Consider the following 12,677-nt stretch of genomic DNA (forward strand, 5'->3'; position numbering starts at 1 on the left):
ATAATTATTAATTATGCGTATTTAATCATGATGTTTTCAATCGTGTTGGCAACATCTTCTGCTTTGTCAGTTACGACTTCAAGATAATTAAGTACAGATGAAACTTTGATAATGTTGATCGCGTCGTTTGTTTCGAACAATTCTACCATAGAATTGGATAACAAATCGTCTGCAATGTTTTCGATAGAGTTTACTTTGATACAAGCTTCTTTTACCTGCTCCATATTTTTGAATCCTTTCAGGTTTTTCATTGCATTCTGGATCTCAAGACAAGCTTTGTGGATCAGCAATGAGAAGTCTGAATAGGCCTTCATTTCCGGCGACTTGTAAAGGAAGATATATTTTGTGGAAGCGTAGATGTAATCTGCGATATCGTCTAATCCTGTTGCTAAAGTGTGGATGTCTTCTCTGTCGAAAGGAGTAATGAAGTTTTTCCCCAGTTCTACGAAGATCTCGTGAGTAAGCTCATCATTTTTGTGTTCGTAATCGCTCATCTTTTTCAACATAGAATCGTCGTTCAGATCGAAATCTTTGATTCCGTGGTTGAATTCCTCAGACATTGCTACAAGGTTTTCTGTTACTTTTTCGAAAAGTACAAAGAAGATTTTATCTTTCGGTTGAAAAGCGTGGAAAATATTACCAATTCCCATTGTAAAGTTTTTATAATTCGTGTGCAAATTTCTTAAAAAACCGCCTTACCTGAAAGGGGATAACGTTAAGTTTTGTTAACATTGGATGAACGCCTGATTATCAAATAAAAAAACCGACTTTACAGCCGGTTTTAGATATATTTTCAGTAAGATTAATTAGCCTCTTCAGCTCTCATTTCCTTACCTCTGAATTTCATTGTAGAAATATTGCTTAAAAGATCTCCTTTGAAAGATTTTTCAACCTCGAAGAAAGAGAATTTCTCTAGAATTTCGATGTCTCCGATCTCGGCTCTTTTTTTGCTTTTTCCTGAAGATGTCGCTTTGTTGATGATGTCTAAAACGTCAAGTTTTTTCAACTGGTCTTTTTTACCAAGATTGAAGAAAAATCGAACCATATTTTCGTTCTTCCTTCTTGGTTTTGCACCACGTTCTCTTCTGTCGCTTCTTTCTCCACGTTCCCCTCTGTCGCGGTCTCTTCCTCTGTCACGGTCTCTTCTTGAACCTCTGTCATCATCTCTGCTGCTCAGTTTCTGCTCAATAAGATCATGTCTGTCTTTGTAGTACATTGCAAGATCCTTTAACTGGAACTGAAGAAGCTTGTGCGCCAGTTCTTCTTTCGTGAATGCCGATAAATCAGGAATCAGAGAGTCATCAAATTCAAAGAAATCTTCGTGAATTTCGAATAGACTTTCGAAAACTCCTCCAACCTGAGCTTTGATAATATCGTCACCGGTAGGAATTTTACCTTCCGTGATTTCAATTTTCGTAGCCGATTTGATCTGCTTTAATTTTCTGCTTTCTTCAGGCTTAATTAAAGACATTGAAATTCCGTCTTTTCCTGCTCTTCCTGTTCTTCCGCTTCTGTGTACGAAAACTTCAGGATCGTCCGGTAAAGAATAGTGGATAACGTGGGTAAGAGAATTTACATCCAGACCTCTTGCTGCAACATCTGTCGCTACAAGAATATCAATGTTTTTTAGTCTGAATTTCTTCATTACCGTATCTCTCTGCGCCTGAGAAAGATCTCCGTGAAGTGCATCTGCTGCATAACCGTTCTGCATTAAGAAATCGGCAACTTCCTGAGTTTCCATTCTTGTTCTGCAGAAAATAATGGAGTACTGATTCGGGTTGGAATCAATTAATCTCTTTAAAGCTTCTTTTTTCTGACGGTAACCTGCCACATAATATTCATGCTTGATGTTCTTTTTAACCTCGTTAATAGAACCTACAGAAATTCTGTGCGGCTTCGTAAGATAGTTTTTGGAAATTCTTTCCACTTCCTTGTTCATCGTTGCAGAGAAAAGGAAAGTCTGTTTTGTTTCCGGTGTTTCACTTAAAATGGTTTCCAATTCGTCTTTGAAACCCATGGAAAGCATTTCGTCTGCTTCGTCCAAAACCAACCAGTGAATAGCAGAAAAGTCTAAAGCCTTTCTGTTAATCAAATCGATTACTCTTCCCGGAGTTCCCACAATAATCTGCGGTTTGTCCTTCAGAGATCTCATTTGCTCCATAATACTGCTTCCACCATAAACCGCTGTGGTTTTGATGTTCTGCATGTACTTAGAATAATTCTTTATGTCTTTAGCAATCTGAAGACATAATTCCCGTGTCGGACAAAGCACCAAAAGCTGGATTTTGCGACTCGTTTCGTCAATCATATCCAAAATCGGAAGCGAAAATGCTGCTGTTTTGCCTGTCCCCGTCTGCGCAAGTGCGATCAAGTCGCGAATATCTGAAAGAATAAAAGGGATAGTCTGTTTTTGGATTTCTGTCGGGCTTTCGTAGCCCAGTTCGCCAATTGCCTTAAGAATATCAGGACTTAAATTGGTCTCCGTAAATAAATTCATTAAATATTATAAAATTTCTGCAAATATACAATAAATATTTGATTTGTTTTTGAATTATTTTTAAATAATTAAACTTAAATTCAGAATCCTTTAATCTTTTACTTTTATTTTGAAAATTAAATGCAAAAAAACAGGGTGCAAATTATAAAGATGTTAACCATTGTTTTTTTTTATTAGATGTGTTTTATTTTTTCTCTGGAATTTATGAATTTTCAAAAATTTTAAACTTTCAGATCCATTTAAATTCTTTATTTGGTTATTTGTGTGGAAAAAGTATAATTGAAAACAGTTCGGTTTTTGTACATTTGAATCATTACAAATTATCAGTTTTACAATTTAAAATAAAAAACTTTACAGAATGATGTCTGCAACAATTTCTCCAAAAGTATTCGATTTTCTTAATCAACTTACCGTTAACAATAACCGCGAATGGTTTACGGAAAATAAAAACCTTTACACGGAATCTCAGGAAAATGTGATTGCTTTTCTTGGAGATCTCATTAAAGAAATGTCTGGTTTTGACGATGAGCTGGGAAAAATTGATGCCAAGAAATCTCTGTTCAGAATTTACAGAGATACACGATTTTCAAAGGATAAAATTCCTTATAAAACGAATTTCGGAGCGTCATTGGGAATGGGAAAAGGAAGTCCGAAAGGCGGATATTATCTTCATCTGGAGCCGGGGAAATCGTTCATTGCCGGAGGAATTTACATGCCCGAATCTTCAGTTTTAAAGGAGTTGAGAAAAGAAATTTCTTTATATGGAGAGGATTTTCTTAAAGTCATCAATAACAAAGAATTCAAAAAATATTTTCCGGATCTTGATCAGGATGATAAGCTGAAAAAAATTCCGCAGGGTTTTGAAAAGGAAGATCCGATGGGAGAGTATCTCAAACTGAAAAGTTTTATCGTAGTTTATAACCTGAAAGATGAAGAAGTTTTCGATAAAAATGCCGTGAAAAATCTTGCCAAAATCTTTAAAGTGATGAAGCCTTTGAATGATTTTCTGAATACGCCTTTTTTGTAGGTGGATTTGTTCAACCCACACAGGTTTTCAAAACCTGTGTGGGTTAGGATCGATAAATTGTATAAATCAAAACGTGGAAATTCTTACGAATCATAGTTTTGAATATGTTGTAGCGTTGTATCGATTAATGAAACTTTGCAAAATCTAACAATTCATTTTGTCTGTCATTCCGCAGGAAACCTGAGTTTTCGCCTTTTATTAAAGCAATTTTTAATTGTAGTGATTTTGATTATTTTTCAAAAGGAATGTTTTTATCTTTACAATATTTTTCTATTTCAGAGTCGCTTAAAAAATACTTATCACAGAACTCGTTCAATTCTTTTTCTGCACCAGTAATATATTTTTCGCTAGCTGTTAATAGTTTTTCTGTTTGTTCTATGAAATGTTCAAATTCTTTGTTTATTTTACAAAGCTTATCAATGGTTTTAAAGTCTAAATCTCGATAAACTGCGGGGAATAATATTTTACTTTGATAAGGATTAGCGTTCAACTCAATAATTCCAATTCCAAAGGACTGATTTAATCTAGACATTTCTTCATTCAGACTGTCGCTAAACTCAAAAGCAACTAGATATCCATAATTAGCCCAGCTTGAATTAGAAACAGCTTGAAAATAAGCCTTTTTAAGTTCGCTATCACTATTAATTTCTCTTTTAAGTTCATATGAACTTAGCTTAAATGTATCAACGCGATTAATTGATTTTAGAAAGTTTTGGCTTGCTTTGGTTTGAAGATTTAAAAATTTGATCCCAATCATATCAGGATGAGTCCATATTTGATTACTGTCCTTTCCGTTAGATTGTTCATGAAATATAGTCTTAGAGAAAGTTTCAGTGTTCTTCAAAAAACTACTCAATAATTTATGTAGGTCTCTTTCTTCATAGACCTTGGTTTTTATTTCCCCTTTTAAATTTACTGCAATCGTACTTTCATCATCTAAAATGTATTCTTCAATCTGTTGTTCATTCTTTGTTAGATAATAATAATAAGTGCCGTTAGTTTTTTTGATTCTTTTAACTCTTGAATCCCCCAATCTTATAAAGTCACCAAGTTGCGCAGATATTGTTGAAGAAGGAGTTTTACCTTTTAGAAATTCATAATAATTTTTTTCAACAATGTGATTGTAGACTTCTATATTATATACTGGTATTATTAAATCTTCAAGGCTTTTTAAGATGGCTTCTTTTATAGTCATTAGTTTGTAATAATTGATTTTCAAATATAATAATAAATGTCAGAAATGTATTTTCAAGCTCATAATTCCCACCCAAAAAATAAAATCCGCCACAAATTTGCCCACCCAATTTTTTAAAAGTAATTTTGCATGAATCTAAAATAAAAGTAAAATATGTCAACTTACGTAGTTGTAGGTCTTCAGTATGGAGATGAAGGTAAAGGAAAAATCACGGATGTTTTATCGGCAAAATCAGATTACGTTGTACGTTTCCAAGGGGGAGACAACGCGGGTCACACGGTTTATGTAGGTGAAGAGAAATTCGTTTTGCACCTTCTTCCATCGGGAGTTCTTCAGTGCAAAGGGAAATGTATCATTGCCAACGGAGTAGTGGTAAATCCTAAATCTTTCATTAAGGAGGTGAATCAGATCGAAAGCAAAGGCTTAAAGACAGATCACATTTTCATCAGCAGAAGAGCGCATGTCATCATGCCTTACCACATTCTTTTGGATACGTACCGTGAAGAAGAGCACGGAGGAACGCAGATCGGGACAACAAAAAAAGGGATCGGACCTTGCTATGAAGATAAAATTGCAAGAGTGGGGATCAGAATGATCGACCTTTTGAATCCTGAGATCTTAAGAGATAAAATCGAGAAAAACTTAAAAATCAAGAATTCTCTTTTTGAAAAATACTTCGGAAAACCTACATTGGACGTTGAAGAAATTTACAACGAATATTTAGAAATCGGAAAACAGCTTCAGCACAGAATCGTAGATACCGAACTTGAACTGAATGAAGCGATCAGAGACGGTAAAAATGTTTTATTCGAAGGAGCGCAGGCTTTAATGCTGGATATCGACTTCGGAACGTATCCTTACGTAACTTCATCTTCTCCATCTACAGGAGGAGTTTGTACAGGAGCGGGAGTTCCGCCAACTTCCCTTCAAAACTTAATTGGTGTTGCCAAAGCATACTGTACAAGAGTTGGAAACGGACCTTTCCCTTCAGAACTGGATAATGAACTGGGTGAGAAAATCAGACAGATCGGAGGAGAATTCGGAGCGACGACAGGAAGACCGAGAAGAACAGGCTGGTTAGACCTTGTTTCTTTGAAGCACGCATGTATGATCAACGGAATCAATAATTTAGTGATTACAAAATTAGACGTTCTTACAGGAATTGAAAATTTAAAAGTCGTTACGCATTATAAAACGGAAGACGGAAAAATCATCGATTATTTCACTTCATCCACCGAAAAATTATACAACTACGAACCAATCTATCAGGATTTACCGGGTTGGAATGAAGATATCACGAAAGCCAGAAGCTACGACGAACTTCCGCAAACCGCTCAGGAATACATCGAATTTATCGAGAAATATTTAGGAATCAACGTTTATTTGGTTTCTGTTGGACCGGAAAGAAGCCAAAATATCATCAGAAAAGAATTATTCTAAGAATATTTTTTCAACATACAGAAAGAGATCATCAAACGGTGGTCTCTTTTTTTATTGGATACTTTGATTCTTAAAAACTAAATTTCTACTTTCTTTTTATTCCGTAAATTTCAACCATCAACCATCAACTATCGACCAATTCCCTTTTCAGGAGCTTTTTCCAGCTTTCGCTACTCGCTTTTTCTTAGTTTCGGCGGCGGCTTTGCCGCCGCCGAAACCTCAAAAAGAGCTCAAACATGCCGCTCAATCTGGGCTAAAATAAAGGTCTGCAATTTTAACTTTCTCCGTAAAATATTTAAAATCAGGAATTTATTATTTACAACATAGTTAATTTTATTATTTAACATTAAAATTTTAAAAACGTTATCATTTTAACAGATATTTGGCAAAAAAATTGATATTGAATCAATGCTTATTGGTAAGATCATAAAAACTAATAATCAAAATTTTTTAACAGTTTAAATATTTTAGTGATGAAACACACAAATCAAAATCAGGAATTTCGTTTTAACGAAGTTCTTTTCGAACACCGTAACAAAGAATACGGAGCTTATGTATTAAGAAGAGAATCAGACAGAATCTTAACAAAAGCATTTTTTATAGGAGTCAGTGTATTGGCTGCCGTTTCTTTAACTCCGCTTGCGATTAATGCATTTAAGAATCCCGAAGTGACTGACGAAGGAGGGTATGAATTACCTCCACCAATTCTTATTAATGAATATGATGATACACCACCTCCAGTAGCAGTTCTGCCTCCAAAAGCACCATCTGCTCCTGTAAAAACATTCGATGATACGGTTCCGACACCTACTTCTCATGTAACCAATGAAAAAGTTGTAGAGAAAATTGAAGGAGCTGTTGCAGGAACAAGAAATAATCCTGATGGAGAAACTGCTCCACCAAATACTTATGTACCAACAACTCCAACGATCGGAACTGGTCCTGTAATTACTACGGCTCCACCAGTAGTAATTAAAGAGGATCCCAATAAAATTTTCAATAGTGGAGATTTAGGAAAAGAAGCAAATTTTGATGGTGGAATCGACTCATTCAGAAATAAAGTAATGAGTAATTTTGACGGATCAGGCTTTGATTCTGGTGAATTAATGAAAACCACGATTACTTTTATTGTAGAAAAAGACGGTACCATTTCTGGAATAAAGGCTGCGGGTTCAGATGCGGATTTCAATAGTGAGGCGGTAAGAACAATCAGATCGATTAAAGGAAAATGGACACCTGCAAAAAACAAACAGGGTGAATCCGTAAGAAGTTATTTCAAATTTCCGATCACAATGAAATTTGATCAATAAGACATAAAAAACAAATCTTGAACAGTTATCCACAAAGAATTTTTTTTGTGGATAATTTTTTTTATTGCTAAATTGCTTATTAACAATATTTTAACTCAAATTTCGTTTTATCCCTTTATTAAGAGCAGGGAAAAATGTGTATTTTTGAAACTTAAAGTTCTAACAATGGCAAAAATCATAGGTATCGCTAATCAGAAAGGAGGAGTTGGGAAAACAACAACAGCTGTTAATTTAGCCGCAGCATTAGGGGTATTAGAGAAAAAAATATTAATCATCGATGCAGACCCTCAGGCGAATGCAACTTCAGGTTTAGGCGTAGAAGACGTAAGATATTCTACATACAATCTTTTGGAGCACAGCGTAGAAACTTCAAAATGTATTAAACAGACAGCAACTCCGAATCTGGATATTGTGCCTTCTCACATCGATTTGGTGGCAGCGGAAATTGAGCTTGTCGACAAAGAAGAGCGTGAGTATATGCTTAAAAAAGCTTTACAGAGCGTAAGAGACGATTATGATTATATTATTATCGATTGTGCGCCGAGTTTAGGTCTTATTACCGTAAATGCGCTTACAGCAGCAGATTCTGTAATCATTCCGATTCAGTGCGAATATTTTGCGTTGGAAGGTCTTGGAAAATTACTGAATACCATCAAAAACGTTCAGAAAATCCACAATAAAGATCTGGATATTGAAGGTCTGCTTCTTACGATGTACGACAGCCGTTTGAGACTATCCAATCAGGTCGTGGAAGAAGTAAATTCTCATTTCCCTGAAATGGTGTTCGAAACCATTATCAGCAGAAATGTACGATTAAGCGAAGCGCCAAGTTTCGGAGAAAGTATCCTGAATTACGATGCAGAAAGTAAAGGAGCAATACAGTACATTCAGTTGGCAGAAGAAGTTTTATTGAAAAACGAAAAATTAGTAAAGAATTAAAAGCAGCTAGCTAAGCTAAACGCTAAAAACAAAATATGAAGGATAAAAAAAGAGCAATGGGACGTGGTTTGGGCGCAATTCTTAGTGCCGAATCCAAAGCAACGATCAATTCTGCCACCGATGAGGGAGCAGATAAGTTTGTAGGGAATATCGTAGAAATTGCATTAGAAGATATTTATCCCAATGCGTCTCAGCCAAGAACTTATTTTGACGAAAAAGCATTGAACGAACTTGCGCAGTCGATTAAAAATTTAGGTGTTATTCAGCCGATTACCTTAAGAAAAGACGGCGAAAAGTTTGAAATCATTTCCGGAGAAAGACGTTACCGCGCAAGTAAAATTGCAGGATTAGAGTCTATTCCGGCATACATCCGTCTGGTTAATGATCAGGAGCTTCTTGAAATGGCACTTGTTGAAAACATCCAGAGAGAAGATCTTGATGCGATAGAAATTGCATTAACATATCAGAGATTGATGGAAGAAATTGGTCTTACCCAGGAAAATCTAAGCCAGAGAGTAGGGAAAGACAGAAGTACCATTACAAATTCCATCAGATTACTGAGACTGCATCCCGATATTCAGAATGCGATCCGAAGCGGAGAAATTTCTGCAGGACACGGAAGAGCCATCATCAGTCTTGAAAGCGAAGAACATCAGCAGATTTTGTTTGATTTAATTATCAAAGAAAAACTCAATGTAAGACAGGCAGAACAGGCAGCTACAGCCATTAAAAACCCGAAATCTCCGGCGGCGAAAAAAGCAAAAGCCGAGCTTTCCAACAATTATAAAAGAGCGCAGAAAACAATTGCAGATATTTTAGATGTAAAAGTTGAAATCAAAGCCTCTCCAAACGGTAAAAAAGGTAAAATTGTTCTGGACTTCAAAAATGAAGATGAGCTGGAATATATTTTATCCCATATTAAATAAATGAAAAAAATACTTTTCACATTTTTTCTGTGTCTGTTCGCTCTTGCGTATTCACAGGTAAATCCTAACGACACTATTCGGGTAGACTATCGCCCGAAAGACAGTGTTGCCGTGGAAAAGAACAACATCAAAACAGAAAGCAGGGTAGTTGCAGATCTTGAAAAAGCAAACGGACCTACAAAAAAAACGCTAAAACTTAACCCTACAAAAGCAGGGTTGTACTCTGCCGTACTTCCCGGATTGGGACAGGTGTATAATAAAAAATACTGGAAGGTTCCCATTGTTTTAGGAGCAGTAGGAGCGGGGGTAGGAATTGCAGTCTGGAATGACAATCAGTACAGAAGATACCGTGAATATTACATCGCCAAGCTCAACGGAACTCCAAATGAATTTGTTGATAGCCATCCTTGGCTCGACAAAGTGGCTCTCGGAAATGCACAGGACAGATCAAAGAGGCAGAGAGATTACGCCATTGCAATTACAGGATTAATTTACATTCTGAATATCGTAGATGCAGTGGTTGATGCCCATTTATACGAAGCGAGACACGATCCGGATCTTACGCTTAATCCGGCAATGATTCAGGATCAGTATGGAATTGCACCTCCGAAAACGGGCTTAAGTTTAAGTTACAGATTTTAAAAATAAGTAATGCAGTCTTAGCTTAGTGAAATCGAAGATTCGACGAAGTCAAACGCCTTCGCGAACGAAGAATATGCAGGAGGATTTTAAAGAAATCTTTACGGGCTTTGCATTAGATTATAAAATTAAATAAAGAAGAACATGAAAATAGCATTAGTTGGATACGGTAAAATGGGCAAAATCATTGATGAAATTGCCACTAAAAGAGGACACGAAATCGTTGCCCGGTTAAAAGAAACTCCAACTGCTGAAAATCTCAATAATCCTGATGTTGTAATCGAATTTTCCTTACCGGAAGTTGCTTACGAAAACATCAAAGCCTGTCTGGAAAACAAAATTTCGGTGATCTGCGGAACAACGGGCTGGCTGGAAAAAAAATCCGAAATTGAAAAACTGGCTGTAGAAAAAGAAACCGCTTTTTTATATGGTTCAAACTTTAGTCTTGGTGTTAATTTATTCTTTGCCTTAAACGAAAAACTGGCAGATTTAATGAAAAATGTAGACGAATATTCTTGTCAGTTAGAAGAAATTCATCACATTCACAAATTAGATGCGCCAAGCGGAACAGCAATTTCCATCGCCGAAGGAATTTTTAAAAACAATCCGAAATTCGATTCCTGGAAACTGGAAGAAACGCAGGGAAATCAACTGGGCATTTTTGCCATCCGTGAAGATGAGGTTCCGGGAACACACAGTGTTTTTTACAGAAGCGAAGTGGACGAAATAGAAATCAAACATACCGCATTCAACAGAAGTGGTTTTGCACTGGGTGCAGTAGTTGCGGCAGAATGGATTAAAGATAAAAAAGGAAATTTCACGATGAAGGACGTTTTGGGACTTTAATATTGTAACAAAATTCTTACATTGCAAACTAATAAGAGTGAATGGTGAAGTGTTAATAGTGAATTTGTGATCATTTATCAAGACATCATTCATCAATTATATTATAGATTAGGCACAAAAATTTATGAATTATTTTTTAACGTACGCAGTTTATGTTCTCATTTTATCTGTATTGATGGGGATTTCCACGTGGAAACTGTTCAAAAAATTAGGATATAGTCCGCTTTTCGCGTTTATTCCTTTTTACAACTATTTCATTATTTTAAAAGAGACAAAACATCCGAAATGGTGGGCAATTTTATCATATCTGCCAATCGTAGGACCTATTATGATGTCTGTTTTTCATTTGTATTTAGTGAAAAAGTTCGGGAAAACGCTCTTCAAAGATCAGTTTCTTACAGTCATTCTTCCGTTTATCTACATGGCAACGATAAATTATGGAAAAGATGTTGAGCTGGAAGACGAAAATGCCATCTTTCTTACCGACGAAGAAAAAAGTGCAAAAAAGAAAGATTCATTTGTTGGGTCTGTGACGTTTGCGGTAGTTTTCGCAACAATAATTCACGTTTTTGTAACACAGCCTTTCGGAATTCCGACAGGATCTATGGAAAGAACTTTATTGGTAGGTGATTTCCTTTTCGTAAACAAATGGAGTTACGGATACAGACTTCCAATGCGTCCTCTGGCGATTCCCTTCTTACAGGGAACCATCATGGATACAGGGGAAAAAGGAAACCCGAAAGATGATCCTAAATCTTATGTGGACGCTGTAAAATTACCTTATGAAAGAATTTTTCAGTTTAGCAAGCCTCAGAAAAAAGATATTGTTGTTTTCAATTATCCACAGGATTCCGTGCACACTGCCATCGACAGAAAAGATCCTTACGTAAAAAGATGTGTAGCTGTTGCGGGAGATACTTTCGAAATGAGAGCAGGAAGACTTTTCGTTAACGGAAAAGCTGAAACATATTTAGGAGATCAGGAAGTTCAGCATGCATACACAGTAAGCACAGGAACGCAGTTGGATATTCCGGGACTTTATAACATTTACGGATTTTTGCCTGTTAGAGAAATTCAGAATGAAAAAAGCGGCGGATTTGTTTATATGTTTCAGGGACTTACTGATAAAACGGCTAAAGAAATTAAATCTTTACCGAACGTGATCAGCATGGAAGAAAATATCTATCCTAAAGATTCTGCAACGATTTCTTATAAATTGAATGCTGATAAAACAGCGTACACCAAAAGTATTGATACTACCCAGTCTATTTTCCCAATCAACAAACCTTGGAATCAGGATTGGTACGGACCTTTAAAGATTCCTAAAAAAGGAGATGTGGTTACCATCAATCAGGAAACCTTACCGGAATACCAGTGGATTATTTCTCAGTATGAACACAATAAGCTAGAGAATAAAAACGGTAAAATTTTCATCAACGGAAAACAAACCAATCAGTATACCATTCAGCAGGATTATTATATGATGGTCGGAGATAACAGAGACGCTTCTTTGGATGCAAGATTCTTTGGTTTCGTTCCTGAAGAAAATATCGTTGGAAAGCCAATGTTTACCTGGATGAGTGTTCAGGGAGTTTTTGCGGATGCAAGTTCTACTTATCAGGCTCCTAAAAAAGTTCGTTGGGAAAGAATGTTTAAAGCAACCAATACAGGAGAAGCCAACAAAACCTCTTACTGGTGGATTGCAGCGATGATTCTTATTCTGTTCTTCGGGTGGGAATATTTCATGAAATTATTCAGAAAGAAAAAGACGGAAGACGATGTGTAATTCACTTTGTCAAAGTTTAAATCTTTGACAAAGTTTCAAAATCAATTATTTAATTGAAAAAATAAATTGTAA

The 12,677-nt window shown here is 36.0% G+C and carries 11 protein-coding genes; 8 read left to right on the top strand and 3 right to left on the bottom strand.

All coding sequences use genetic code 11. The annotated features are described in order from the left end of the window. Positions 1–11 precede the first annotated feature (11 nt). Both KKI44_RS20975 and KKI44_RS20980 read right to left on the bottom strand, forming a co-directional pair. A complete protein-coding gene (locus KKI44_RS20975; protein ID WP_076392175.1) occupies positions 12–650 on the bottom strand; it encodes a DUF47 domain-containing protein in 639 nt (212 codons plus the stop codon). 152 nt (positions 651–802) lie between these two features. Further along, positions 803–2,497 (bottom strand): DEAD/DEAH box helicase, encoded by a 1,695-nt coding sequence (locus tag KKI44_RS20980; RefSeq protein WP_214588983.1) that lies wholly within the window; start codon positions 2,495–2,497, stop codon positions 803–805. Between the two features lie 358 nt (positions 2,498–2,855). Here KKI44_RS20980 and KKI44_RS20985 point away from each other — a divergent pair, with 358 nt between their 5' ends. After that, positions 2,856–3,524 carry a DUF2461 domain-containing protein gene (locus KKI44_RS20985; RefSeq protein WP_250902112.1) on the top strand — a complete coding sequence of 223 codons (669 nt, stop codon included), beginning with the start codon at positions 2,856–2,858 and terminating at the stop codon, positions 3,522–3,524. A gap of 229 nt (positions 3,525–3,753) precedes the next feature. Here the strand turns inward: KKI44_RS20985 and KKI44_RS20990 are convergent, their stop codons facing one another. After that, positions 3,754–4,719 (bottom strand): hypothetical protein, encoded by a 966-nt coding sequence (locus tag KKI44_RS20990; RefSeq protein ID WP_214588984.1) that lies wholly within the window; start codon positions 4,717–4,719, stop codon positions 3,754–3,756. A gap of 153 nt (positions 4,720–4,872) precedes the next feature. Between KKI44_RS20990 and KKI44_RS20995 the strand changes: the two genes are divergently transcribed. From KKI44_RS20995 to lepB, 7 genes are all read left to right on the top strand, one after another. Further along, positions 4,873–6,159, top strand: a complete 1,287-nt coding sequence (locus tag KKI44_RS20995; protein WP_214588985.1) for an adenylosuccinate synthase — start codon at positions 4,873–4,875, stop codon at positions 6,157–6,159. A 473-nt stretch (positions 6,160–6,632) separates the two neighbouring features. Then, positions 6,633–7,469 (top strand): energy transducer TonB, encoded by an 837-nt coding sequence (locus tag KKI44_RS21000; RefSeq protein WP_214588986.1) that lies wholly within the window; start codon positions 6,633–6,635, stop codon positions 7,467–7,469. Between the two features lie 165 nt (positions 7,470–7,634). Beyond that, a complete protein-coding gene (locus KKI44_RS21005) occupies positions 7,635–8,408 on the top strand; it encodes a ParA family protein (RefSeq protein ID WP_076392187.1) in 774 nt (257 codons plus the stop codon). 35 nt (positions 8,409–8,443) lie between these two features. Then, positions 8,444–9,334 carry a ParB/RepB/Spo0J family partition protein gene (locus tag KKI44_RS21010; protein ID WP_214588987.1) on the top strand — a complete coding sequence of 297 codons (891 nt, stop codon included), beginning with the start codon at positions 8,444–8,446 and terminating at the stop codon, positions 9,332–9,334. Then, positions 9,335–9,976 carry a DUF5683 domain-containing protein gene (locus KKI44_RS21015; RefSeq protein ID WP_214588988.1) on the top strand — a complete coding sequence of 214 codons (642 nt, stop codon included), beginning with the start codon at positions 9,335–9,337 and terminating at the stop codon, positions 9,974–9,976. Between the two features lie 141 nt (positions 9,977–10,117). Then, positions 10,118–10,819 (top strand): 4-hydroxy-tetrahydrodipicolinate reductase, encoded by a 702-nt coding sequence (gene dapB, locus KKI44_RS21020; RefSeq protein WP_214588989.1) that lies wholly within the window; start codon positions 10,118–10,120, stop codon positions 10,817–10,819. Positions 10,820–10,943: 124 nt separating this feature from the next. Further along, the gene (gene lepB / locus KKI44_RS21025; protein WP_214588990.1) at positions 10,944–12,605 is read left to right on the top strand and encodes a signal peptidase I; all 1,662 of its coding nucleotides are present in this window, start codon (positions 10,944–10,946) and stop codon (positions 12,603–12,605) included. The last annotated feature ends 72 nt before the right edge of the window (positions 12,606–12,677 follow it).

The sequence above is a fragment of the Chryseobacterium sp. ZHDP1 genome, from assembly GCF_018603435.1.
Taxonomy (GTDB): Bacteria; Bacteroidota; Bacteroidia; order Flavobacteriales; family Weeksellaceae; genus Chryseobacterium; species Chryseobacterium indicum.

Coding starts and splice junctions, on each gene's coding strand:
- KKI44_RS20975 (WP_076392175.1), bottom strand. CDS start 650: ATGGGAATTGGTAATATTTTCCACGCTTTTCAACCGAAAGATAAAATC.
- KKI44_RS20980 (WP_214588983.1), bottom strand. CDS start 2,497: ATGAATTTATTTACGGAGACCAATTTAAGTCCTGATATTCTTAAGGCA.
- KKI44_RS20985 (WP_250902112.1), top strand. CDS start 2,856: ATGATGTCTGCAACAATTTCTCCAAAAGTATTCGATTTTCTTAATCAA.
- KKI44_RS20990 (WP_214588984.1), bottom strand. CDS start 4,719: ATGACTATAAAAGAAGCCATCTTAAAAAGCCTTGAAGATTTAATAATA.
- KKI44_RS20995 (WP_214588985.1), top strand. CDS start 4,873: ATGTCAACTTACGTAGTTGTAGGTCTTCAGTATGGAGATGAAGGTAAA.
- KKI44_RS21000 (WP_214588986.1), top strand. CDS start 6,633: ATGAAACACACAAATCAAAATCAGGAATTTCGTTTTAACGAAGTTCTT.
- KKI44_RS21005 (WP_076392187.1), top strand. CDS start 7,635: ATGGCAAAAATCATAGGTATCGCTAATCAGAAAGGAGGAGTTGGGAAA.
- KKI44_RS21010 (WP_214588987.1), top strand. CDS start 8,444: ATGAAGGATAAAAAAAGAGCAATGGGACGTGGTTTGGGCGCAATTCTT.
- KKI44_RS21015 (WP_214588988.1), top strand. CDS start 9,335: ATGAAAAAAATACTTTTCACATTTTTTCTGTGTCTGTTCGCTCTTGCG.
- dapB (WP_214588989.1), top strand. CDS start 10,118: ATGAAAATAGCATTAGTTGGATACGGTAAAATGGGCAAAATCATTGAT.
- lepB (WP_214588990.1), top strand. CDS start 10,944: ATGAATTATTTTTTAACGTACGCAGTTTATGTTCTCATTTTATCTGTA.